The 22,977-nt window shown below is 61.6% G+C and carries 27 protein-coding genes; 8 read left to right on the top strand and 19 right to left on the bottom strand.

Features of this window, described 5'->3' with window-relative positions; all coding sequences use genetic code 11:
- Positions 1 to 48: 48 nt before the first annotated feature.
- The gene (locus ACSQ3E_RS07465) at positions 49 to 849 is read right to left on the bottom strand and encodes a peptidoglycan-binding domain-containing protein (RefSeq protein WP_436122200.1); all 801 of its coding nucleotides are present in this window, start codon (positions 847 to 849) and stop codon (positions 49 to 51) included.
- Positions 824 to 2,599: an ATP-binding protein gene (locus ACSQ3E_RS07460; protein WP_436122199.1), complete on the bottom strand. Its 1,776-nt coding sequence runs from the start codon at positions 2,597 to 2,599 to the stop codon at positions 824 to 826. The genes ACSQ3E_RS07465 and ACSQ3E_RS07460 overlap by 26 nt, the downstream gene beginning before the upstream one ends.
- Positions 2,600 to 3,050: 451 nt before the next feature.
- On the opposite strand from ACSQ3E_RS07460, the gene ACSQ3E_RS07455 reads away from it, so the two are divergent.
- On the top strand, positions 3,051 to 3,422 hold the full coding sequence (locus ACSQ3E_RS07455; RefSeq protein WP_436122198.1) for a DUF5330 domain-containing protein: 372 nt from the start codon (positions 3,051 to 3,053) through the stop codon (positions 3,420 to 3,422).
- Between the two features lie 193 nt (positions 3,423 to 3,615).
- Positions 3,616 to 4,044 (top strand): SufE family protein, encoded by a 429-nt coding sequence (locus ACSQ3E_RS07450; protein ID WP_436122197.1) that lies wholly within the window; start codon positions 3,616 to 3,618, stop codon positions 4,042 to 4,044.
- A gap of 9 nt (positions 4,045 to 4,053) precedes the next feature.
- Here the strand turns inward: ACSQ3E_RS07450 and ACSQ3E_RS07445 are convergent, their stop codons facing one another.
- Complete coding sequence (locus ACSQ3E_RS07445) at positions 4,054 to 4,860, bottom strand: DUF6456 domain-containing protein (protein ID WP_436122196.1); 807 nt, start codon at positions 4,858 to 4,860, stop codon at positions 4,054 to 4,056.
- Between the two features lie 4 nt (positions 4,861 to 4,864).
- A complete protein-coding gene (locus ACSQ3E_RS07440) occupies positions 4,865 to 5,263 on the bottom strand; it encodes a helix-turn-helix domain-containing protein (RefSeq protein ID WP_436122195.1) in 399 nt (132 codons plus the stop codon).
- A 241-nt stretch (positions 5,264 to 5,504) separates the two neighbouring features.
- On the opposite strand from ACSQ3E_RS07440, the gene ACSQ3E_RS07435 reads away from it, so the two are divergent.
- Positions 5,505 to 5,861: a cytoplasmic protein gene (locus ACSQ3E_RS07435; RefSeq protein ID WP_436122194.1), complete on the top strand. Its 357-nt coding sequence runs from the start codon at positions 5,505 to 5,507 to the stop codon at positions 5,859 to 5,861.
- 19 nt (positions 5,862 to 5,880) lie between these two features.
- Here ACSQ3E_RS07435 and ACSQ3E_RS07430 read toward each other — a convergent pair whose 3' ends face one another.
- The 9 genes from ACSQ3E_RS07430 to ACSQ3E_RS07390 all read right to left on the bottom strand — a co-directional run bounded on the left by ACSQ3E_RS07430 (position 5,881) and on the right by ACSQ3E_RS07390 (position 12,928).
- Positions 5,881 to 6,306, bottom strand: a complete 426-nt coding sequence (locus ACSQ3E_RS07430; protein WP_310323275.1) for a MucR family transcriptional regulator — start codon at positions 6,304 to 6,306, stop codon at positions 5,881 to 5,883.
- Between the two features lie 266 nt (positions 6,307 to 6,572).
- Positions 6,573 to 6,947 (bottom strand): monovalent cation/H(+) antiporter subunit G, encoded by a 375-nt coding sequence (gene mnhG, locus ACSQ3E_RS07425; protein ID WP_310323273.1) that lies wholly within the window; start codon positions 6,945 to 6,947, stop codon positions 6,573 to 6,575.
- Positions 6,944 to 7,258 carry a cation:proton antiporter gene (locus ACSQ3E_RS07420; RefSeq protein ID WP_436122193.1) on the bottom strand — a complete coding sequence of 105 codons (315 nt, stop codon included), beginning with the start codon at positions 7,256 to 7,258 and terminating at the stop codon, positions 6,944 to 6,946. The genes mnhG and ACSQ3E_RS07420 overlap by 4 nt, the downstream gene beginning before the upstream one ends.
- Positions 7,258 to 7,731, bottom strand: coding sequence for a Na+/H+ antiporter subunit E (locus ACSQ3E_RS07415; RefSeq protein WP_310323269.1), 474 nt, complete (start codon positions 7,729 to 7,731; stop codon positions 7,258 to 7,260). Before ACSQ3E_RS07415 ends, ACSQ3E_RS07420 begins: the two co-directional genes overlap by 1 nt.
- Positions 7,728 to 9,290 carry a Na+/H+ antiporter subunit D gene (locus ACSQ3E_RS07410; RefSeq protein WP_436122192.1) on the bottom strand — a complete coding sequence of 521 codons (1,563 nt, stop codon included), beginning with the start codon at positions 9,288 to 9,290 and terminating at the stop codon, positions 7,728 to 7,730. Before ACSQ3E_RS07410 ends, ACSQ3E_RS07415 begins: the two co-directional genes overlap by 4 nt.
- Before the next feature lie 4 nt (positions 9,291 to 9,294).
- Entirely contained in the window at positions 9,295 to 9,672 is a 378-nt protein-coding gene (locus ACSQ3E_RS07405; protein ID WP_067964363.1) for a Na+/H+ antiporter subunit C, read from the bottom strand.
- Positions 9,672 to 10,091: a Na+/H+ antiporter subunit B gene (locus tag ACSQ3E_RS07400; protein ID WP_436122191.1), complete on the bottom strand. Its 420-nt coding sequence runs from the start codon at positions 10,089 to 10,091 to the stop codon at positions 9,672 to 9,674. Before ACSQ3E_RS07400 ends, ACSQ3E_RS07405 begins: the two co-directional genes overlap by 1 nt.
- 1 nt (position 10,092) lies before the next feature.
- Positions 10,093 to 12,411 carry a putative monovalent cation/H+ antiporter subunit A gene (locus ACSQ3E_RS07395; protein ID WP_436122488.1) on the bottom strand — a complete coding sequence of 773 codons (2,319 nt, stop codon included), beginning with the start codon at positions 12,409 to 12,411 and terminating at the stop codon, positions 10,093 to 10,095.
- Between the two features lie 154 nt (positions 12,412 to 12,565).
- A complete protein-coding gene (locus tag ACSQ3E_RS07390; RefSeq protein ID WP_310323264.1) occupies positions 12,566 to 12,928 on the bottom strand; it encodes an SH3 domain-containing protein in 363 nt (120 codons plus the stop codon).
- Positions 12,929 to 13,052: 124 nt separating this feature from the next.
- On the opposite strand from ACSQ3E_RS07390, the gene ACSQ3E_RS07385 reads away from it, so the two are divergent.
- Positions 13,053 to 15,152, top strand: a complete 2,100-nt coding sequence (locus ACSQ3E_RS07385; RefSeq protein WP_436122190.1) for a S9 family peptidase — start codon at positions 13,053 to 13,055, stop codon at positions 15,150 to 15,152.
- A gap of 41 nt (positions 15,153 to 15,193) precedes the next feature.
- On the opposite strand, the gene ACSQ3E_RS07380 is transcribed toward ACSQ3E_RS07385, so the two are convergent.
- From ACSQ3E_RS07380 to ACSQ3E_RS07365, 4 genes are all read right to left on the bottom strand, one after another.
- Complete coding sequence (locus ACSQ3E_RS07380) at positions 15,194 to 16,147, bottom strand: c-type cytochrome (protein WP_436122189.1); 954 nt, start codon at positions 16,145 to 16,147, stop codon at positions 15,194 to 15,196.
- A gap of 10 nt (positions 16,148 to 16,157) precedes the next feature.
- The gene (locus ACSQ3E_RS07375; RefSeq protein ID WP_436122188.1) at positions 16,158 to 16,595 is read right to left on the bottom strand and encodes a c-type cytochrome; all 438 of its coding nucleotides are present in this window, start codon (positions 16,593 to 16,595) and stop codon (positions 16,158 to 16,160) included.
- Positions 16,596 to 16,775: 180 nt separating this feature from the next.
- Complete coding sequence (locus tag ACSQ3E_RS07370; RefSeq protein WP_184769324.1) at positions 16,776 to 17,372, bottom strand: superoxide dismutase; 597 nt, start codon at positions 17,370 to 17,372, stop codon at positions 16,776 to 16,778.
- 107 nt (positions 17,373 to 17,479) lie between these two features.
- The gene (locus tag ACSQ3E_RS07365; protein WP_436122187.1) at positions 17,480 to 18,358 is read right to left on the bottom strand and encodes a branched-chain amino acid aminotransferase; all 879 of its coding nucleotides are present in this window, start codon (positions 18,356 to 18,358) and stop codon (positions 17,480 to 17,482) included.
- A 141-nt stretch (positions 18,359 to 18,499) separates the two neighbouring features.
- Here ACSQ3E_RS07365 and ACSQ3E_RS07360 point away from each other — a divergent pair, with 141 nt between their 5' ends.
- Together ACSQ3E_RS07360 and ACSQ3E_RS07355 are read left to right on the top strand one after the other, a co-directional pair.
- Positions 18,500 to 19,162 (top strand): haloacid dehalogenase type II, encoded by a 663-nt coding sequence (locus ACSQ3E_RS07360; protein ID WP_436122186.1) that lies wholly within the window; start codon positions 18,500 to 18,502, stop codon positions 19,160 to 19,162.
- 180 nt (positions 19,163 to 19,342) lie between these two features.
- Entirely contained in the window at positions 19,343 to 20,083 is a 741-nt protein-coding gene (locus ACSQ3E_RS07355) for a L,D-transpeptidase (RefSeq protein WP_436122185.1), read from the top strand.
- 77 nt (positions 20,084 to 20,160) lie between these two features.
- Here the strand turns inward: ACSQ3E_RS07355 and ACSQ3E_RS07350 are convergent, their stop codons facing one another.
- Positions 20,161 to 21,714 carry a helicase HerA-like C-terminal domain-containing protein gene (locus ACSQ3E_RS07350; RefSeq protein WP_310323253.1) on the bottom strand — a complete coding sequence of 518 codons (1,554 nt, stop codon included), beginning with the start codon at positions 21,712 to 21,714 and terminating at the stop codon, positions 20,161 to 20,163.
- A gap of 140 nt (positions 21,715 to 21,854) precedes the next feature.
- Between ACSQ3E_RS07350 and ACSQ3E_RS07345 the strand changes: the two genes are divergently transcribed.
- On the top strand, positions 21,855 to 22,076 hold the full coding sequence (locus ACSQ3E_RS07345) for an AbrB/MazE/SpoVT family DNA-binding domain-containing protein (protein WP_436122184.1): 222 nt from the start codon (positions 21,855 to 21,857) through the stop codon (positions 22,074 to 22,076).
- The gene (locus ACSQ3E_RS07340; RefSeq protein WP_436122183.1) at positions 22,073 to 22,462 is read left to right on the top strand and encodes a type II toxin-antitoxin system death-on-curing family toxin; all 390 of its coding nucleotides are present in this window, start codon (positions 22,073 to 22,075) and stop codon (positions 22,460 to 22,462) included. The genes ACSQ3E_RS07345 and ACSQ3E_RS07340 overlap by 4 nt, the downstream gene beginning before the upstream one ends.
- On the opposite strand, the gene ACSQ3E_RS07335 is transcribed toward ACSQ3E_RS07340, so the two are convergent.
- Positions 22,459 to 22,929: a GreA/GreB family elongation factor gene (locus ACSQ3E_RS07335; protein ID WP_310323247.1), complete on the bottom strand. Its 471-nt coding sequence runs from the start codon at positions 22,927 to 22,929 to the stop codon at positions 22,459 to 22,461. The two genes, ACSQ3E_RS07340 and ACSQ3E_RS07335, sit on opposite strands and share 4 nt — an antisense overlap.
- Between the last annotated feature and the right edge of the window lie 48 nt (positions 22,930 to 22,977).

The following is a 22,977-nucleotide window of genomic DNA, read 5'->3' as shown; positions in this document are numbered from 1 at the left end:
TAGCGGCTTGGCGTGCATGCGCACAATCCGGGCCGAAGCCGCCCGGCATCAGTTGGTCAAGCCGATCTCGCGCATCTTGACGTAGACGGCAGGGTCGGGTTCGCCGGTTTCCGGCAGGCCGAACAGAGCCTGGAACTCGCGGATTGCCGACTTGGTCCTGGCGCCGGGAACGCCGTCGATTTCGATGCCATCATTGCCAAAGGCTTTCAACCCGGCCTGGATCTTCATGATCCGCGCGCTGATGTTGGCGTCGGATGCAGGTTCGGCACGTGCTGGCGTTGGAGCAGGTGTCAACTTCGGCGCCGCTGCAGGCACCGCCTGTTCACGCGGCGTCGGCCGTGGCGCTATGCCTGCAGTGGTGTCGGCCGCACCCAGTTGCTCAAGCAACTGGGTGTCGATTTCACCAGTCGCTGCCATGCCGACCTTCTTCTGGTAGGCCTGTATGGCGCCGCGCGTTGCCGGCCCGTTCAGCCCGTCGACCGTGCCGTCGTAGAACGCGAGGTCCTTGAGAATGCCCTGCACCCGTTCGATGCGCGGATCGCCCAGTGGCCTGACGACCTCCGTGGCCTCATGCGGGCGTTCGATCTTGATCGTCGTCTCGGGCGCGTTTTGGTTCATGTCGGGAAACTCGACCGCCTCGCGGGTCGAGAAGAATGCGCCCTTATGCGCGTAGGGCTGATACCAAAGCGCATTCGCCGAGACATAAAACAGCGCTACCATAAACGCCGTCGATCCACCGACCAGCACCGGGTTGCGTGCAATCAGTCCGCCCAGTGCCAGGACGCCGTCCTGGAGCGGGCTACGTTCCTCAATGACCTGCCGTTTAGCTTGCTTTGCGGAGCGGGCCACTGCGCACCTCCTTGTTCCTGCCAGCAGGAAGCCGCATCAGCTCGCCCCTTGTGGGCTCGGGCCGGAAGCTAGGTCCCTCGATGGGCAGGCTGATGGTGACGGTCGTTCCTTCACCCGGCGCGCTCTCGATCGACATCGTGCCATCGTGCAGGGCAACCAGACCCTTGACCAACGATAGCCCGAGGCCGGTGCCTTCGAAGCGGCGGGTATAGTCGTTCTGGATCTGCGTAAAGGGCGTGCCCAAGCGCGACAGGTCGTCCTGGGCAATGCCGATGCCCGTATCAGACACCCAGAAGTGCAGGCGCGAACCGAGACGCTTGGCGCCGATCTCGACCCTGCCGCCATCCGGCGTGAACTTGACCGCGTTGGACACGAGGTTGATCAGCATCTGCTGCACGGTGCGCCGGTCGGCCTTGACCTCACCCGTGCCGGCGGCCACTTCGACCGCTAGGTCAAGCGACTTGGCCTGTGCCTGCAGTGCCAGCATCGAAGCGCACATGTCGACCGCATCGCGGAACTTGAACGGCTCCGGGGTAATCGCGTAGCAGCCCGATTCGATCTTGGTGACGTCGAGGATCGAATTCACCACGTCGAGCAGGTGCTGGCCGGAGTCGCGGACGATGCCGACATATTCCTTCTGGCGCGGCTCCTTGAAGCCACCGAACATCTCGTGCAGCAGCATGTCGGAAAAGCCGATGATCGCATTCAGCGGCGTCCGCAGCTCGTGGCTGACGGCGGCCAGGAAGTTGCTCTTGGCGAGCTCAGCGCTTTTCACCGCATCGGCTGCCGTGGCCAGTTGGTCGCGCAGATCGGCAACCGTGTCGTTGTTGCGGACGACCGCGACAAACGACTGGCCTTCGGCCTTCATCAGCTCGAGCACGAAAGGCTGGAAGTTGTCGCCAGCGTCACCTTCGTTCTGCCTCGGCAGGCGCAAACGCAGCTCGACCTCGCGCAACTGGGCGCCGTCGCGCATGTCTGCCAGGGCGCAGAGATAGCCAACACGATCCGCAACATGGATGCGGTCGAAAAGCGCCGTTCCCAGCAGGAGCTCCGGCTGCAGCCTGAGCATGGCCCGCGCCTGGTCAGACACGTCGGTCACGTCGCCATTGTGGGCAACGCGTAGCACGACTGCCTTGAGGAGCTTTTCCAGCATGTCGGCTGGCGCGTCTTGCTTTTCGACGCGACGATCCAGGAATGTGCTGGCACGCGCGGCAAAAGTGGCGAGCCAGGCAACCGGCAGAAGCCAATGCCATGCGGATACCGTTGCGCCCTCAGCGAAAGGCATGGAGCCAAGAAGACCTTGAGACAATAGGGCGACGACGGCTGCGATTGCGCCGAGCTTTGCCGCCTTGCGCGTCCGCCAGACCCACAGCGCCTCCAGCGGCAGTGCTGCGACCAGCAATGTCGCCGGCGACGTCAGTCCGCCCCCCGCGGCAACGATCGCTGCGATCGCGGCCGTTGCCACGACAAGCGACGTCCCACCGATCTGTTCGGTCTTGCCCGTGGCGGCAATCAGCAATGCGGCGAGCCAGCTCAGGCTGAAGGCAGCAAAGATGACGGCAAAGGTCGAGGCCGCGCCGAGATTGGCCGAGACCAGGAACACACCCGCGCCTGCAACCAGAAAGGGCGCAGCCAGCAGCAGGCCGACAAGGCGCCTCTGGCGCGCACGCTCGGTACCATCAGCCGACGGATGGACCAGCCGGTCGCAGCCGCCGGCCATCGCGCCGGAAAACTCACCGTATCTGGTCATGACAAAACTCAACGCTACGCACTCTTCCGTGGCTCGCTTTGCGGCTCTTCTGTAGTTGTCCCAAACTCGCACCGAGCCTTTAATGAAGGGATAAAGCTGGCCGACGGAAACCCGGCTACGCGGCGAATATCGGGATCATGGCGCCGACATTCGAGAACAGTTATCGCCATGGTAAACAGGGGGTTATTTGCCGACTTGGCGCTTCCGAATCTGTCTCGAGCCCGCCCTGATGCTGTTTTGCAATTTAAATCAAATGCTTACGGAGCCCGTGAGACATTACCTGCGCGACAACGTCCGCAAGCTGGGCCAGTCCGTTAAACTTTGGTGAAAAGCCTGCGCAAAATACCACTGTTTGCAGCAATCGCTCCTTTGTTCCTTCATGTCATTGTTGGCTCAACAAGATGTGGGCCCACAAAAACAAGAAGGCCCGCCAGACCATAAGAGGCACACAATGGGCTTTCTCATCAGGACCGCATTCTGGTTCTCGCTCGTCCTTCTCCTGCTGCCGCTCGGCACCGGACCCAATGGCGAGAACAGCGTGAGCCCGTTGCAGGCAATCTTCGCCGCACGCGAAGCCGTCGGCGACCTCGCTGGCATCTGCGAGCGCAAGCCGGATGTTTGCGAAACGGGCAAGGCTGCGATGCAGACCATCGGCGTCAGGGCCCGCGAAAGCGCCCGCATCGCCTATCAGGCACTCGACCAGCAGTTCGGCCAGCCCGATACGGCAACGCAGACCGGCAGCGTGCCGGAGGCCGATGTCGTGTCGACCGTGCCCGAAGCTGCCGCAGTGCCAACCCCAAGGCCCGTGGCTCCGGCCAGCTGATTTCCGATCCAGGCGTTCCCGCGGCAGCATCTAGGCGCGCCGGGTAGCCAATCCCTTTTGGTTCAGCGCATCAGGTCAGCCGCATGACGGCACCCTGTGCGCCAGGCCCCACCGCAGGTCGCCCGCCTCTGGCACCTGCGGTGCTTTCTTTTTTCGTGACGGGCAGCGGTGCTGCGACTATATCCAACTCATCATGAGCGCCTCGATCGACACCATCCGCGACGATTTCTCATTCCTGGAGGAGTGGGAGGACCGCTATCGCTATGTCATCGAACTCGGTGAAGCGCTTCCATCCTTTCCGGAAAGCGCCCAGATCGACACCAACAAAGTGCAAGGCTGCGTCAGCCAGGTCTGGCTTGTGACCCATCTTAACGACGGCACTGACCCGGTCATCCGCTTCGAAGGCTATTCCGACGCCCATATCGTGCGCGGCCTCGTTGCCATCATGCTTGCGCTGTTCTCGGGCCTCCGTGCGAGCGAGATCAAGGCGATCGACGCCGAGGCGACCCTGAAGGAGCTCGGCCTCAACGAGCATCTGTCGCCCCAGCGCGCAAACGGGCTGCGTTCAATGGTCAAACGCATCAAGCGCGACGCCGAAGCAGCGCTCCACCAGGTCGCCTGAGCCTTACGATCAGCCCAACCTGGGGCGGTAATCCTCCGCTCCCCAATGCAGCACCTTGCGGTCTCGGCGAATGCCAGCGCCTGGATTGTAGTGGCGTGCCAGCACGCCCAGTGCCGACTTGAGCATGACCTTTGCCGACCGCACCGGCCAGCCGCGCTCGGCCTCGACCAGTTCGAGCCCCTTGAGGAAGCAGCAGACGTCGATCAGCACGCCCGACAACTCCGGCCCGACCGCGTCGATCGCCATGTCGACACGCTGCCTTGCGGCGAGCGCTGCATCGGTAAGGTCAACCAGCCCGCCGTCAGCGCCGCGTTTGCCCGACGACACGCTCGCCACCCAGTTTGCCCCCATGCGCGGCATGATCTGGCCACGCGTGTAGTCGGAGCGCAGCCGTTCGCCGGCGACGAACTCGCCATGGCTCAGAAACGGATCCCCAGCCTTGGTCTTGCGGCGCACGAGCTGGCTGAGCGGTGATTCCGCCAGATTGATCAGCGCGGCCTGTTGCCCCGAGGCCGTATCCACGATGACGGTGTCCAGCTCGCGGTGCTGGCCCTGGAATGGATCAACCGCACTCGCCTCACGCCGCGCAGCCGCCTGCCCTTCCGGCGACAGCCGCACCGTCCGCGAGTTTCGGCTGATAAGGCCATCACTGGCAAGCGCCACCAGAGTGCCCACATCGACGCCAATCCGCTCGCCCTTGTCATTCTCGAGCAACAACTTGCCGCCGCCGGCCGCCGGCTCACACCCGGCAGGTCCCTTGGCGAGCAGCCTGAGCACCCGCTTTCGCAGCTTTTCGTCGAACAGGTCGTTGCTCATCTTCTCAGCGCTCCAGCCTGTCGCGAAACGCCGCGATCGCCACACGCTCGGCAAGGGCGACGATTCGGTCGAACTCGGCATCGTCCCGCAGGTCTTCAACCGTGTGGCAGGCATAAAGCACCGTCGTGCGGTCGCGCCCGAAACCGCGGCCGACGTCGCTCATCGAAAAGCGAAAAACAACATGGGCGACATACATGGCGATCTGCCTGAGGCGGCTGATGTCGTTGCTGGTCCGTCCCAGCCGGCGAAGTTCTTTGCTCGGCACGCCAAAAAGTGCGGCCATCAAATCGATCATCGCGTCGCAGCGCTCGACGACCTCGTCGCGGCGCATTTCGGCAAGCAGTTCAAGTGACGAACGTTCATCCTTGGCAGCAGCTTCGCGCGCCTCGTTCTGCCGTTTCACCAGTATTGCCGACGTGGATCCCACCAAACTCGTTCCTTTTCAAAAATAGGAATAAGTTCTTATATCCATGGTGCGATAGGGTGTGAACAAAAAATGAACACGCCAGCATCGACGGTAAATTCAACACGCTGAAATCATTCGGACTTTTATTTTTCAGTGCGGAAATCTCGGCTCAGTTTATCCCCGCCCCGAAAACCTTCCGCATCATTGCCCGATCAGAGTCACAGCAGGCAGGATCGCGATGCGGGATTTTTCAGGGGAAATTGCAGCGTTCAGACAAGACAGGCTGAGCGAGCTCACCGACGCCAGGCAAAGGGCAGCCCTGCAGCTCTGCTGCGGGATCGAACTTTCAAGTGCATTATCGGCAGAGCCGGCATCTACATTGGCCCTGCTCAAGCGGCTCGAGCGGGCAATCGAACGCGAGCGGCTCCGAGGCGTCAATCGCCACTGGAGCTATGATCTCAATCGCCACATCGCGCTCAAGCAGGTACGCGACCGGCTGAAGGGCGTCTTTCCAAACCAGCCGGCACGGTTATCCCTGCGGCCGCGCCGTATCAGATCAAAACGCAATGCGGCGCCCGTAGGCGCCGCAAGCTGAAACTCTTTCGAAGGGCGTTTTACTTGCCCTTGCGCTTGCGGCCCAGGCCCATCTTCTTGGCGAGCTGCGAGCGCGCAGCCGCGTAGTTGGGCGCCACCATGGGATAGCTGGCGTCAAGGCCCCACTTCTCGCGATACTGGTCGGGGGTCATGTTGTAGTGCGTCATCAGGTGACGCTTCAACGATTTGAACTTCTTACCGTCTTCAAGGCAGATGATGTAGTCATCGTGCACCGAACGCTTGGGATTGACGGCCGGCTTCTGCTTGTCGGCTGGCGGCGTCTCGGTGACATTGCCAACGCGGCCGAGGGCTGCGTGGACATCTGCGATCAGGCCCGGAAGTTCTCCCACCGGAACTGGATTGTTGCTGACATAGGCAGCCACCACATCGGCGGTCAACTCGATCAGCGTGTCATTGTTGGTTGCAGGCGTTTCGGAAGTATCCATATGCTTAGGCCCCAATGTGACTGGATGTTTTTTTGCCCGATATTCCGATCGGGATGCGGTGCGTTCTTGTATCGCAGATTGCCTCTGCGACTCGCACTCCATCACTTTAATGAGCCCGTCCACAGAACAAGTCAATTCACTATTCTTTGTGAACTACAACAACAATGATTTCATCACTTCTCTAACAAATGAACCTTTTTGATACGCTGAGGCCTTCAAATGAGATCATTTTTGACAACGCTGAAAGTTGTCCCAAAAGGTCATTATCAACCTTCAGTGCCAATCGCGCCGTTCTTCTTTGCCACGGCGGCCGTTTCAGCCAAATCGTCGCTCACAGCGCCCTCCCACATACGATAACCGGCCGAATAAGCCGCCTTGGCAAGCAAGTGAGCCGAGATCGGCGCGGTCAACAGGAAGAACACCACGCCAGCCAGCGCCCGCAATGCGGTTGCTGGTTCGCCGATGTGCACAGCAAGAGCAATCAGCATCAGGCAAGATCCCACCGTACCGGCCTTCGATGCTGCGTGCATACGCGTATAAAGATCAGGAAGTCGCAACAACCCGACAGATGCGACAAGCGCAAACAACGCGCCCACAATGATGAGAGCTCCGGCCAGATAATCGGCTGCTCCGTCAATCATGGCCTATCCTCTTCGGCTTCTTCCTTCTTGGCATCGACGCCGCCGCTCATCACGAAGCGCGCGAAAGCAACAGTTGCCAGGAACCCGACAAGACCAAGCGCGATGGCGATATCGACATACAATGTGAAGCCCGAACGTACTCCGAGCACGGCAATAAAGCCGATAGCAACGGCAACAAGCATGTCGAGCGCCAGGATCCGGTCCGGCAAGGACGGTCCCTTCACGACGCGGACCACGACGAGCAGAAACGAGATGGTGAGAACGCCAAGCGCAAAGATCGCGCTGATGTTGAGGAAAGCAGCTCCAGACATCATCTGAATGCCTCCAGTATTCTGCGCTCGAACCCCTGGCTGATCTCGCGCCGCGCCTGATCGGGATCGGAACAGTCCATTCCATGTACAAACAGCGTGCGCCGGTCATCGGAAACGTCGACCGACAAGGTGCCAGGCGTCAGCGTGATCAGATTGGCGAGCAAGGTGATCTCGAAATCCCGGTCGACCTTCAAAGGATAGGCAAAGATGCCGGGCTTGACGTCCATGCGCGGTGACAGAACGAGCCTGGCAACCCTGAACGCCGACAGGAACAGTTCCTTGATGAACAAGGCGATGAGCAGAAGCAACGCCACGGGGCGAATGACTGCCTTGGTGGTCTGCAGCTGATCGCGCACAAGAAACAGGACGACCCAGCCGACCGCAAATCCAAAGGCCAGATTAGGGATCGAGTAGCTTCCGGAGACAGCTACCCAGATAAGGGCCAGTATCAATTCGTTGCGGAACGGGATCATGATCCACTCCCCGCCGGAAAGACTGCATGTACATAGGCCGATGCGTCGAGCAATCCGCTGGCTGCGGCCGTCGAGATGCGAATGAAGGGCTCTGGCAGGACACCCATCGCAAGCATCGCCAGCACAAGAACCGCTAGGGCACAGCAACCCGACACCGACATCGCGCCAGCGGCTGCTGTCTTGTCACCAGATGCCTCGACGCGCCAGAACGCCAGGATGAACACACGGCCAAGCGCGATGGTCGCCAGGAAGCCGCTCAGCAGGATCGCGGCCGCAATCTGCCATGCACCAATGTCGAGCGAGGCCCGCACCAGCATCACCTTCGGCCAAAGTCCCGAGCCGGGAGGCAGACCGGCGACCGCCAGCGAGATGATGAAGGCAAGCGCGGCAAGCAAAGGACTTGCACCATAAAGCCCAGACAGGCTGTGCAGCGAAAAACTGCCGCCGCGCTGGCGCATCAGCCCGCCGAGCAGATAGAGCGCCGACAAAGCCAGCATCGAATGCAGCGCATAGAAGATGGCGCCCGAGAGCCCGGCATCGCTGCCGAGCGCGATGCCGGCGAGCATGATGCCGACACCTGAAATGACGAGGAAGCCGGCGATCCTGCGGATGTCGGATTGTGCCAGCGCGCCGAGCGCGCCGATCAGCATGGTCGCTACCGCCACCCAGCCAATGAGACCAGCCAGCACCAGCCGTTCGGCGGCGAAGATCATCACCAGCGTTCGCAACAATGCGTAGATGCCAACCTTGGTCAGCAACCCGCCAAACAGCGCGCCGGTGATGACGGGCGGCGTGTGGTACGACGCAGGCAGCCAGAAATTGAGCGGAAAGGCAGCTGCCTTCATGCCGAAGGCGAGCAGATAGAGCGTGGCCAGCGTCATCAGCGGCGCGGCCTTGCCAATCTGCCGTACCTGCGTGGCGAGGTCGGCCATGTTAAGCGTGCCGAACGTGCCATAGAGATAGCCAGTCGCGATCAGGAACAGCGTCGTGCCGACGAGATTGAGGATCGCGTATTTGGTGGCGCCGTCGATCTGCGCCTTGTCGGAGCCGAGGATCAGCAAGCCGAAGGACGAGATCAGGAAGACCTCGAACCAGACATAGAGGTTGAACATGTCGCCGGTCAGGAAGGCGCCGCTGACGCCGGCCATCATCAGCAGCAGGAACGGATAGAAGCCGTAGCGCCTGCCATTCGCATCGATGTCGCGCAGCGAATAGGCGCAGCAAACGAGCGCTACGACCGAAGCCGTCAGCGAGAAAGCAGCGCCCAGCACGTCAGCGGCAAACGAGATGCCGAATGGCGGCAGCCAGCTTCCCATCGTCATCGACATCGGACCTGTGGCCAGCACGCGCTGCAGCAACAGGGCATTGGCGCCAATCATGGCCGCGAGCACCGCCAGCGCCAGCACGGCATGCCAGCGAATGCTGTGCCGGATCATCAAAAGCACCGCACCCGCAATGAGCGGCAGCACGACCGGAACAATGACCAGCCAGTCGACGGCGGCAATCGGTCCGGCAACCATCGCTGCAGCCTTGTCGACGATCACACCTTGCACGGCCATGGTTTCAGTACCCCATCGGCGGCAAGCCGTCGTCTACGGGCTCGGCGACACGCATGCTGTCGGTGTCGTCGGTGCCGATCTCCTGGTAGGCGCGATAGGCCAGCACCAGCAGGAAGCAGAAGAAGCAGAACGAGATGACGATTGCCGTCAGGATCAGCGCCTGCGGCAATGGATTGGCCACAGCCCCTGCCGGCACGTCGAGGCCTTCGGCGATGATCGGCGGCACCTCTCGGATGATGCGGCCATTGGTGAAGATCAGAAGGTTGACCGCATTGCCGAACAGCACCACGCCGAGCAGGATACGGATGATGTGCCGCGACAGCATGAGGTAGATGCCGGCGGCAAAGAACAGGCCAACGAGGATTGCGAACACGGCTTCCATCAATCGTGCTCCCTGTCCTCAAGCGCCAGCGCGATCGAGGTGAACGAACCCACCACGACCAGGTAGACGCCGATGTCGAAGACGATCACCGTCGACAGGTCGACGACGATCCCGAAGACCTCCGGCGAGCTCCACAGGCCAGTCAGGAACGGCACGCCGAACAGAAGCGACGGCAAGCCGGCAACGGCGGCCGCGAACAGCCCGAAGCCGGCAATCGCCATGGGATGGAAGTAGAGTGCCCGGCGCACGGCAGGCACGCCGAAGGCGATGCCGTGAATGGCGAAGGCGGATGCCGCGATCAACCCGCCGGTGAAACCTCCACCCGGCTCATTGTGGCCGCGCAACAGCACGAAGACCGAAAACATCAGCATCAGGCCGGTGAGGTAAGGTGCGGCGGTGCGGAAGATCAGCGTCTGCATGCTACGCCTCCTCCTTGACCGGGGTATGAACTTCCGCCTTCTTCGAGCGGATGCGTATCAGCGCCAGGATGGCCAGGCCGGTGACCATCACCACGGCAATTTCGCCCAGCGTATCGAGGCCGCGGAAATCGACGATGATGACGTTCACCACGTTGCGGCCATGGGCGATGGTCTTGGCGTAGGTGTTGAAGAACTGCGACAGCCGGTCATCGAAGGGCAATTGCGTCACCTTGAGCAGAAGCAGCGCGAAGGCCACGCCACAGGCAGCCGCAATCGCCATGTCCACCAGCTTCTGCGCATGCGGACGGCGGTCGGTCGGCACGAGCCTAAGCCGCGTCATGACAAGGGCCAGAATCACCACCGACAGCGTCTCGACCATGAACTGGGTGAAGGACAGGTCCGGCGCACCAAACAGCATGTAGAGCAAGGCAACGGCAAAGCCCTGGATGCCAAGCGAAACGATGGCAGTCAGCCGGCTGCGCGCCAGAACCACGGCAGCGATGCCGATCACGGCAATCGCCAGCACACCCCATTCGTAGAAGCGTAAATCAGGCACACTCGGCATCAATGGCAACTCGTCAAACAGCACCATCGGCAGCAGAAGCGACGCTGCCACCGCGATGAAGGTGACGGTCATATAGATGTCTAGGCGGCCGTTATGGATGACGCGCGTCAGGCCGGTCGCGAGCCGCAGCAAACCACGCAGCACCTGGTCGAATCCCTGATCCGGGCCCCAGCCGATTGCTTTGAGGACGGCTGCCATCGCGCCGCGCAAGCTGTCCAACCTGACATAGGCGGCGATACCCAGCACAACCGTCAGGCCGGAAAGCAACAGCGGCACGCCAATGTGAAGGATCGTCGAAATGGTGACATCGACCGGGCTTCCAGCGATGGCGCTGGCGGTGGGCGAAGAGAAGAACTGGTGCGTGACCGGCGAGACAAGTGCCGCGGCAAGTCCTGCAACTCCGAGCAAGAGCGGTCCCAGCCACAGCGACATCGAGCCTTCATGCGCTGACTTCGGCGTCTTGGCGGCTGCGCCCACGAAAGGCCGAAGCGCAACCGCAAAGCCAATGGCGAACATCAGCGCGTTGCCGCAGACGGCCACGATGAGCAGTGCGGCTTGCCAACCCTGGGGCGGGCCGAGCGCCACGTAAATCTCTTCCTTGGCCAGAAAGCCGAAGAACAACGGCAACCCGCCCATCGACAACGCGGCGAGCATCGCCGCCACGAACGTGATCGGCATGGCTTTGCGCAGGCCGCGCAAGCCTGTGGTGTCGCGCGTGCCCGTCTCATGGTCGATCAGGCCTGCAACCATGAACAGCGCGCCCTTGAACATCGAATGCGCGATCAGATAGAGCGCTGCGGCCTGGATCGCCGTATCGGAACCGACGCCGGTCAGCATGATCAGAAGCCCGAGCGAGGCGACGGTGGTGTAGGCGAGCATCAGCTTGAGATCGGTCTGCCTGACGGCGAGCAGTGTGCCTACGGCAAGCGTCGCGCCGCCGAACAAGGGCAGGATCGTCTCCCACGCCGCAGTGTCGCCCATGACTGGATTGAGGCGCATCAGGAGGTAGACGCCGGCCTTCACCATGGTCGCCGAATGCAGGTAGGCCGAGACAGGCGTCGGCGCTTCCATGGCGTTCGGCAGCCAGAAATGAAACGGAAACTGCGCCGATTTGGTGAAAGCCCCCCCCAGGACCAGCACGAGAGCAGCGAGATAAAGCGGACTGTTGCGCAGAGCATCTCCGGAGCCAAGCAGCGACGACAGTTCGTTCACACCGGTCGCCTGCGCGATCACCAGCAGACCCGCCAGCAGCGAAAGCCCGCCAACGCCGGTCACCAGCAGCGCCTGCAATGCCGCGCGCCGCGAGGCTTCGCGTGAATGGTCGAAGCCGATCAGCAAGAAAGACGTTATCGACGTCAGTTCCCAGTAGACGAACAGCATCAGGAACGAATCCGAGGCCACCAGTCCCAGCATTGCGCCCATGAACAGCAGGATGAATGAGAAAAACCGCCCCTGATGCGGGTGCCCCTTGAGATAGCCGCCGGCATAGATGACGATCAGCGTGCCGATCCCGGAGATCAACAAGGCAAAGGTCAACGACAGGCCATCGAGAAACCAGGAGAAGCGGAGACCAAGGCTCGGCGCCCAGTCAAACCCGTCCGAAATCGGACTGCTTTTGCTGATTGCATCGAGCATGCCGGCAAAATGCAGGAAAACGACCAGAGGAATGGCGGCAAGCAGCCAGCCGGCATTGTGTTTCATCACGCGAACGAGCGCGGGTGCAAGCAACGCTCCCGCAAACGGCAGCATGAGTATCAGGAAGGTCAGCGGACGGGCCCTCGTTGTGTCTCACGTTGTTGCCTAGAGGGCATAGACGCCGGGCAGCCGGGGGGCAAGCCTAATCGGACCTTGTCAACCACAACCGCGTTCCGCCCCTGCGGAAGCTGCGGCAATATCGCCCCGAGAAGCGTCAGTACGGGGTAATGTAGCGACCGTAAACCCAACCAGCGACGTAGTTCCCGTTCTGTGCAGGATCATGCCAGACTTGGCACCAGCTGTAGCGCACAAGACGTTCCTGCTTCCACTCGGGCAGACGACTTATGTCGCGCAGGTCTACCCCACCGGTGCACCGGCCAGTCATCTGCAGGACCTTGCCGTTCGGATAGGCCGCCTGCTTCTGCGAACCGTTCGACGGGAACTTGCGGATGTTGAGCGTGTCGCCCCACGGTACCTTGGAGACCTCCCAGGCCGAGAACGCGGCAGCGTGAGATTCAGCCGCGAACATGGCGACTGTCGAGGTGATTGCGATGGCGGCGGCGGTCTTCATGAACATCGTGGTCTTCTCCTTCGGCATGGCCGGTCACATATACGTTGCCGCAACACTGCAATTCCGCCCTTGAACCCGCACTGATCGGCGTGTTCATTCGGCATTCAAGATTCATCCCATGCGAGACCTGATGACCCGACCTGCCATTTTCACCGACCTCCCCGCGCCTTCGACCGAGCGCCGCCCTGTCTCCGACACGCGCCACGGCATCACGCGCGTCGACGAATACGCCTGGCTGCGCGCCGACAACTGGCAGGAGGTGTTCCGCGACCCAAGCGTGCTCGATCCTGATATCCGCAGCCATCTCGAGTCCGAAAACGCCTACCAGGCGGAGCTGATGGCCGACACCGCCGATCTCAGGAAAGCGCTGTTTGCGGAAATGAAGGGCCGGATCAAGGAAGACGATTCCTCAGTGCCGATGAAGGATGGCCCCTTCGCCTATGGCTCGTCGTTCAAGAAGGGTGGCGAGCAGCCACGCTACTTCCGCGTTCCGAGCGAGGGTGGTGCGGAAGAGATCATCCTCGACGGCGACAAGGAAGCCGACGGCCACGCCTATTTCCGCCTCGGCGGCATCGACCACTCGTCGGACCACAAGCGTCTGATCTGGGGCTTCGACGACAAGGGTTCAGAGTTCTACACGTTGCGCGTTCGCGACATCGCCAGCGGCGAGGAACTTGGCGACCTCGTCGGCGACACTGGCGGTTCGGGCACTTGGGACGCAGCCAACACCGGCTTCTTCTACACCCGCCTCGATCCCAACCACCGGCCGTCGAAGGTGTTCTACCATGCGCTCGGCAGCGAAGCGGTCGCAGACCGGCTTATCTACGAGGAAACCGATCCCGGCTTCTTCATGAATGTTGGCGGCACGCGCTCCAACGAATGGATCATGATCTCGATCAGCGACCATGAGACATCGGAGTACCGCCTGTTCCCGGCGACCGACCCGCTGGCAGCCCCCAAACTCGTGGCTGCGCGCGAGATCGGCCTGCAATACGACCTCGAAGAAGGCGGCGACATCTTCTTCGTGCTGACCAATGCCGATGGCGCCAAGGACTTCAAGATCATGACGGCGCCGATCAGCGACCCGGTGCGGACCAACTGGAAGGAGCTGGTCGCCCATGAGCCCGGCCGCCTCATCTTGTCAGTGATCGGCTTCAAGGACTTCATGATCCGCCTCGAGCGCAAGGAAGGCCTGCCCCGCATCGTCGTCCATGAGCGCGCGACCGGTGCCGAGCACCTCATCTCCTTCCCCGAAGAAGCGTTCTCGCTCGGGCTGTCGGGTTCCTACGAATACGACACCGACACCATGCGCTTTTCATATTCGTCGATGACCACCCCGTCGCAGCTGTTCGACTACAACATGCGGACGCGCGAACGGACCCTGCTCAAGACGCAGGAAGTGCCATCCGGCCACAACATCGAGGACTATGTGACGCGCCGCCTTATGGCTCCAGCGTCTGACGGCGAACTGGTGCCGATCTCGCTGATCCATCACCGCGACACCCCGCTCGACGGAACGGCACCGTGCCTGCTCTATGGCTACGGCTCCTACGGCATGACCATTCCGGCCTCGTTCAACACCAACTGCCTGTCGCTGGTCGACCGCGGCTTCGTCTACGCCATCGCCCATATCCGCGGCGGCAAGGACAAGGGCTACGCCTGGTACGATGACGGCAAGCGCGCGACCAAGATCAATACCTTCACCGACTTCATCGCCTCAGCCCACCACCTCGTCGCCGAGCGCTACACCTCGCACGATCGCATCGTCGCGCAAGGCGGCTCAGCGGGCGGCATGCTGATGGGTGCTGTGGCCAACATGGCGCCCGAGGCCTTTGCCGGCATCATCGCCGAGGTACCTTTCGTCGACGTGCTGACCACCATGCTCGACGACACCTTGCCGCTGACGCCGCCGGAATGGCCCGAATGGGGCAATCCGATCGCTTCGGAAGCGGATTACAAGACCATCGCCGCCTACTCGCCCTACGACAATGTCGCGGCCGTCGACTATCCGCCGATCCTGGCGGTGGCCGGCCTGACCGACCCGCGCGTCACCTATTGGGAGCCAGCCAAATGGGCGGCGCGGCTGCGCGAGCGCAAGTCGGGCAACAGTCCGGTGCTGTTCAAGATCAACATGGATTCGGGCCATGCCGGCGCCTCCGGCCGCTTCTCGCGGCTCGAGGAAGTCGCCTTCAATTACGCTTTCGCGTTGAAGGTGGCCGGGCGAGCCTAGCATCGAGCCGAGAGACCGGCGGCCTGTGGCCGCCGGTGTGCTCAACCCGCCGGCTTCGGCTGCTGCGCTGGGAATCCGTTGGGATGTGGCGGGATCGCCTTCAGGTAAGCGGCGATCGCCTCCCGGTCGGCGGCGGTCAGCCTCGCCATGTTCTTCTGGACTTCGACCATGGTGCCGCCCACCGAATCGAACTCCGGCGTAAAGCCGGTTTCGAGGTAGCCGGCGATATCGCCTTCGGACCAGCCGCTGATGTCTTTGCCTTCAGGCGTGATGTTGGGCACGACGCCGTCGCCTTCCGCGGCTCTGGCGCCGGCCAGCCACTGCCCCTTCTCGGTCCCGCCGGCAAGACTGCGCGGCGTGTGGCATTCACCGCAATGGCCGGCACCTTCGACCAGATCCCGTCCGTGCAGGACATTATCAGGGGTGCCTTCGGCAAATGCGACGACCGGCTCATTGCTGAGATAGAGCTGCTTCCACAGCCCCAGCCCGCGCCGGATGTTGAAGGGGAAGCCAAGGTCGTGGTCGGGCGCCCTGCCCTCTACGGCCGGAAGCGTCTTCAGGAAGGCATAGAGATCGGCGACGTCTGTCGGCTTCATGCGGGCGTAGGAGGCATAGGGAAATGCCGGGTAGAGGTGCTGCCCTTCTCGTGAAACACCCTTCAGCATCGCATTGGCGAAGTCTTCGAGCGACCATGCGCCGATGCCGTCATTGGGATCAGAGGAAATGTTCGGCGCGACGAAGGTGCCGAACTGCGTCTTGAGTTCGACGCCGCCGACAAGCTGCAGCCGCGCGTCGCCTTCGGATTTTGGTTTGGCGTGGCACGAGGCGCAGCCGCCGGCGTCAAATATCCGCTGGCCGCGGCTGGCGTCACCGGTTCCCAATGCCGCCAACGTGTCAGGCGCCAGTCTCTCGGGCACCGTCAGCCACCAGAAAATTGCGGCCCCGGCGCCACCAAGCGCCAGAGCCGCGACTGCGAGTTTCCTGAAGACAGCCATCCCTAGGGGGTCAGCCCTTCTTCACACGGAAGGCCTCATGGCAGGTGCCGCAGGTCTGGCCAATCGTGCCGACCTGCGTCTTCAATGCATCGACATCCGCAGCCGGGCTTGCGACCGCAGCGGCGGTTACCGCCTTGAACTTGTCGACTTGAGCCTGGAACCCGGCCAGGTCTTCCCAGATCTTGGGCGAAGCGGTGGTGTCGCCCTGGTCGCTGCCGGCGGGGAACGATGCTGCCACATCGATCTTCTGGACGTTGTCATTGAGCGCGGTCAGTGCCGCGACGACAGCCGCAGCATCGAACGGCGCTTCGCCCTTCACCATCTTCACAAGTGTGCCGACTTGCTTCGCATTCTCCTTCACCACCGCCTGGCGATCAGCAATCACATCGGCGAATGCTGCGGTGGTAGCGAGCGCGAGCGCTGCGACGGCAAACACAATCTTTTTCATCAGGTCCTCTCTCGGTTGCAACAGCTGCCTAGGGCCAACGGCGAAACTGGCCGAATTCGTCCGGAAATTCTCTTCACGCTTGCGTGACTGTTAGCGTTTTTCAAACATTGCCACCCAAATGCAAAAAACCCCGGACATGCCGGGGTTTTTCGTATCGCATCTTAGGAACCGAGCTGGGGCTCAAGCCTTTTCGTACAGCTCGAGCACGTAGTCCCAGTTGATCAGGCTGTCGACGAATGCCTCGAGATACTTCGGACGGGCATTGCGATAGTCGATGTAGTAGGAGTGCTCCCAGACGTCGACGCCCAGGATCGGGGTCGCGCCGTGAACCAGCGGGTTCTCGCCGTTCGGGGTCTTGGAAATGGCGAGCTTGCCATCCTTGACCGACAGCCAGGCCCAGCCAGAGCCGAACTGCGTCGTGCCGGCAGCGATCAGATCCGCCTTGAACTTGTCGTAGCCACCGAGGTCAGCATCGACGGCCTTCTGCAGTGCGCCCGGCAGCTTGTTGCCGCCGCCGCCCTTCTTCATCCACTTCCAGAAGTGGACGTGATTGTAGTGCTGGGCTGCGTTGTTGAAGAGGCCGGCATTCTTGCCGAACGACTGCTTCACCACCTCTTCCAGCGACAGCTTGTCCATGCCCGCTTCAGCAGCCAGCTTGTTGCCGTTGTCGACATAGGCCTTGTGATGCTTGTCGTGATGGTACTCAAGCGTCTCCTTCGACATGAAGGGCTGCAGCGCCTCGTAGTCGTAGGGCAATTCGGGCAATTCAAAAGCCATGGATCATACTCCCTTGCTGGCAATTTCGCGGCATGACTATGCCGTCTACAGATAGGTCGTCATCATCTTGGAAACAGATGAGAGGCACTGTTTTTTCTTCGCTGCACTCAGGCCTTGCCGGCAGAGTGAGCCCACTCCCAATATAGCTCGCGCGACTTTTTTGCTACCGGTCCGGGCTGGAGATTTCGATCTTCGATGCGCGTCACCGGAACGACCTTCGAGTGGTTCCCCGTCGAGAAAATCTCGTCGGCTTCGAGGAATTCGCGCACCGAAAGCGTCTTCTCGACGACAGTGTGACCGCTCTCGGCAAGCAACGACATTGTGCGGCTGCGGGTAATTCCGGAAAGGAAAGTTCCGTTTGGCGCTGGCGTGAAAACCTGGCCGTTCTTGACCAGGAAGATGTTGGACGATCCGGTCTCGGCGACATTGCCCAGCATGTCGAGCACAAGCGCGTTGTCGAAACCACGCATCTTGGCGTCGAGGATTGCACGGCCGTTGTTTGGATAGAGACAGCCCGCCTTGGCGTTGGTCGGCATAGTTTCCATGCTCGGACGGCGGAATGGCGACAGGCCGATCGAAAATCCCGTCGGCGGCAGCATGGGTGATTCGTAGAGACAGAGGCAGAACCGTGTCGAGGCGGGGTCGGCTGGAACCCCCATGTAACCGCCATGCTCGGCCCAGTACATCGGCCTGATGTAGACCGCCGTCTTGCCGTTGAACTTCTTGAGCCCATCCCAGGTCAGCCCGACGATCTGCTCGGGGCTCATCGACGGCTTCAGGCCGAGCGCAATCGCCGAGGAGTTGACCCGCCGCGAATGGGCTTCAAGATCGGGCGCCACGCCCTCGAACCAGCGGCCACCGTCGAACACGCTGGAACCAAGCCACATGGCATGGCTGCGTGGGCCGATGAGCGCGACATTGCCCTCATGCCAATCGCCATCGACATAGGTCCAGGTCGTGGATTGTGCAGCCGCAGCGAGCGTCATGGTCTTTTCCCGTCGCATCTTGTTGGTGGCGGGCATCGAAAAGGCTTTGGCAGGCCTCGTCAACCAGCAGCGTGCCGAAATGTTGGAGCCAGCCGATAGTTGTGCTTGCGCTCGCCGCCAAGCCGTTGGAAAACCACAGGCATGCGCCACGCCGCCTACATATTCGACGCCTATGGCACGCTGTTCGACGTGCACGCCGCCGTTCGCCGCCACGCCGCCGACATCGGCCCCGACGGCCAGCTGCTGTCGGAGATCTGGCGGGCCAAGCAGCTCGAATATTCCTGGGTCCGCACCCTGATGGGCGCCTATCTCGACTTCTGGCAGCTTACCGAACAGGCGCTCGACTTCGCCTTCCGCAAGGTGCCCTCTGTCGATCCGGCGATGCGCAGCAAGCTGCTCGATGCTTACTGGCGGCTCGATTGCTACCCGGAAGTCCCCGCAGTCTTGCGGAATCTGAAAGACAATGGTGCAAGGCTTGCGATCCTCTCCAACGGTTCGCCTGCCATGCTTGAAGCCGCCGTGCGTTCGGCCGGGCTCGACCTCATTCTGGATGAAGTGTTCTCCGTCGACAGCGTCCGCCGCTTCAAGACGGACCAGTCGGTGTATGATCTGGTGGCCAGCAGCTGGCGCCTCTATCCCGAAGCGATCTCGTTCCAATCGTCCAATCGATGGGACATAGCGGGGGCCGCCAAGTTCGGCTGCCGCACCGTCTGGATCAATCGCTCCGACCAGCCGGACGAGTATCGCGACTTCCCGCCCTCCCTGATCCTGCCGTCGCTGGAAGGTTTAGTTACAATTGGTTAGCTAACCATAGGTCAGGCATGTTGCCATAACGCAACAGTGATTGGCGCGTCACATCGTTGCCATGCTTTGTCCACCCTAAGGTCGGATTTTGACCCGCCTATCTCCGTGAGCGTTAAGGGGACGCCGACCGTTTCCCTTGAATTCACCATTTCTTTCGAACTGGAATCCTAGATCGCAGCCATGCCCATATCAAATGAATCATCCCGCCCCCTGTCGAGGCGCGGCTTTCTCAACTTGGCGGCCGCGGGTGCCGCCACGGCAGCGCTTTCGGCCTGCTCGACCGTCAGCGGAGGCGGCCAGTTCGTGGAAGCGCCGCAAATCGTCCCGCCGACGCCAACCATCGACCCGGCCTTCGGCGACTACGTTAACATGTATGGCCCCGTCAGCGATGAAGGCTATGAAGTTCCCGGCATCCCGATCAAGAAGGTGAAGCCCCAGTTCCTTCGCCAGGTCGTCGCCGATCCGACTGGCGAACGTCACGGTACGCTCGTCGTCGACACCTCGACGCACTTCCTCTACCTGGTCCGCGAGAACGGCGAAGCGATCCGCTATGGCGTCGGCCTGGGCCGCGCCGGCTTTGCCTGGTCGGGACGTGCCGTCATCCAGTGGAAGCGCAAGTGGCCGAAGTGGACGCCGCCGGACGACATGATCGGCCGCGACCCGAAGCTCGAGAAGTACAGCGTCCGCAACGGCGGCATGGCGCCTGGCCTGAACAATCCGCTCGGTGCGCGTGCGCTCTACATCTTCCAGAACAACGAAGACACGCTCTATCGCGTCCACGGTTCGCCAGAATGGTGGACGATCGGCAAGTCGGTGTCGTCAGGCTGCGTGCGCCTGATGAACCAGGACATCATGGATCTTTACGATCGCGTGCCGTCCAAGACGCCGATCCTGGTCACTAACGGCCTCGGCATGGCCTGACCTCAGGCTAGTTCATCAACAAAAAACGGCGCGTCATCGACGCGCCGTTTTTGCTTTTTGGCCTTTGAGAAACGGGGTCAGAAGCCCTTCTTCAGGCTGCCGAGAATTCCGCGCACCAGGGCACGGCCGACCGACGAGCCAACAGAGCGCACGACCGACTTCAGCGCAGCCTCGGTCACCGTCTGGCGGTTCGATGTCCGCGGCCTCGGTGCGTTGCCGGTATTACGGCCGCCGGAAGCCGGTGCGTCGTTGCCGAAGCCCGGAATCGTCCAGCCGCTGCCGCCGCCGGTGTTCGCCTGCTGTGCTTCCTCCTGGGCCTTTTGCGCCTCGAGCGCCTTCTTCTGCAGCATTTCAAAGGCCGATTCGCGGTCGATCGTCTGATCGTACTGACCGGCGACCGGGCTCTCGTTGATCAGCTTCTGGCGCTCCTGCGGCGTGATCGGCCCAAGCCGCGATGCCGGCGGCCGGATCAGCGTCCGCTGCACCATAGACGGCACGCCCTTCGCTTCGAGCGTCGACACCAGCGCCTCGCCGGTACCGAGCTGGGTGATCGCTGTGGCGCAGTTGAAGTCAGGGTTCGGACGGAAGGTATCGGCAGCGGTCTTCACCGCCTTCTGCTCGCGCGGCGTGTAGGCACGCAGCGCATGCTGGACGCGGTTGCCGAGCTGGGCCAGCACGGTTTCGGGAACGTCGAGCGGATTCTGCGTGACGAAATAGACACCGACGCCCTTCGAACGGATCAGGCGCACGACCTGTTCGACGCGGTCGACGACAATCTTCGGCGCCTCGTCGAACAACAGGTGCGCTTCGTCGAAGAAGAACACCAGCTTCGGCTTGTCGGGATCGCCGACCTCGGGCAGCACCTCGAACAGCTCCGACAGCAGCCAGAGCAGGAAGGTCGCGTAGAGCCGCGGGTTCATCATCAGCTTGTCGGCGGCAAGCACGTTGATCGCACCGCGGCCATCGCGCGTCGTGCGCATGATGTCGGCGATCTTCAGCGCCGGCTCGCCGAAGAAATGGTTGCCGCCCTGCTGCTCAAGCACCAGCAGCGAACGCTGGATCGCGCCAACCGAAGGCTTGGTGATATTGCCGTAGCGGGTACCGATTTCGTCTGCCCGATCGGCGATGTTGGCCAGCAGCGACTGCAGATCCTTCATGTCGAGCAGCAGCAGGCCTTCCTCGTCGGCGATGCGGAAGGCGATGTTGAGCACACCTTCCTGCGCTTCCGTCAGGTTCATCAGCCGCGACAAAAGCAATGGGCCCATTTCGGAGATGGTCGCGCGAATGGGGTGCCCCTGTTCGCCGAACAGGTCCCAGAAGATGACAGGGAATTCCTGGAACTCATATGGATCAAGCTTGATCGCCTCGGCGCGGGCGGTGAGAAAATCCTTGGCCTCGCCCATCATCGAGATGCCCGACAGGTCGCCCTTGATGTCAGCGCAGAACACCGGAACGCCGGCATTCGAAAAGCCTTCGGCCAGTATCTGTAGCGTCACCGTCTTGCCGGTGCCGGTCGCGCCAGTAACGAGACCGTGGCGATTACCGTATTTCAACAGCAACTCTTCGGGTCGTTGATAGCTATCGTCCGGCTTGCGGCTGGCACCAATGAAAATGCTGTCGTCCTGCGCCATGGGCGTTGTCTCCGGCAATGCTATTTTCCGACCGCAGCTGCGGCCACCTGCAAGGTATAGTGGCCGTCCACGCGAGCCACAATGGCTTGGTTCCAGCGAGCACATATGTTATACGCAAGTTATAACATGGAGGCATTGCCATGAATGTGACGGTGCGCAAGATCGGAAACTCGGAAGGCGTGATCCTGCCTAAGGAATTGCTCGAACGGCACAATCTCAAGGCCGGAGACACGCTTGAGATTGTCGAATCCAAGGACGGCCTTACCCTTAAGCCCACTGACGACGTATTCGAGCGGCAGATGGAAGCGGCCAGCAAGTTCATGGACAAATACAAGGTGGCGCTTCAGAAACTCGCCGAATGAGCCCGCAATTTCTGAACCGGCGCGTCGTCGAGGCCATGCATGCAGAACAGCTCCGGCGGCATGGTGGCGCGCAAGGGCTTCGCGATGAAAATGCGCTGGAGTCGGCGCTTGGCCGTGCTGAAAACAAGGCTGCCTATGGCAATCCTACGATCATCGACTTGGCCGCCGCCTACCTGTTCGGGATCGCACGCAATCATCCCTTCGTCGATGGCAACAAGCGGACGGCAATCGTGGCGGCAGGTACGTTTCTGGCCGTCAATGGCTATGAGCTGACAGCCGACGACGGCGCGCTCTATTTGTTCGTTATGGGTGTAGCAGCCGGTGAAATCGACGAAGCCGGCGCGACCGCCTTCTTCCGCGACCACACGGTTCCGGTCGAAACCTAGCTGCCCAGCTCGACGATTTCCCATTCATGGCCGTTGACCGAGGCGAGGTCGCCTACGGACTTGCCGAACAGCGCGACCGCCATCGGCGAGGCATGCGAGATGCGGCCCTTGGCGGCGTCAGCCTCGTCTTCGCCAACGATCTGCCAGACGTTGCGCTTGCCATTGTCATCCTCGATGACAACCTTCATGCCAAAGCGGACGACCGTGCTGTCGGGTTCGGGAATGGAAACCTCGGCTGTCTCGCGGCGGGACTGCCAATAGCGCAGGTCGCGCGACACGGTCGCAATGCGCTCGCGGTCGGCGTCGGCCTCGGCCTTGGCCAGATCCTCGCGCAGGCCGGCGAGTTGGGCTTCGATATGGACCAACCCTTGCTCGGTGACCAGGTTTCGCGACGCGCTGACCGGCCGCTCGCCGATGTCAGCGATTACGTTTTCGCTATCGTCTTCGCGGGTAAAAGCTCTGCTCATCAACCGAACCTAGGTGTTCGCTGCATGGATAACAAGCCAGCCAGGCTG

Source organism: Aminobacter sp. LjRoot7 (genome assembly GCF_964252895.1).
In the GTDB taxonomy this organism is placed as follows: domain Bacteria; phylum Pseudomonadota; class Alphaproteobacteria; order Rhizobiales; family Rhizobiaceae; genus Aminobacter; species Aminobacter aminovorans_B.
Note: the sequence above shows the minus strand (reverse complement) of the source record. Positions and strands in the feature narration are given on the sequence as shown.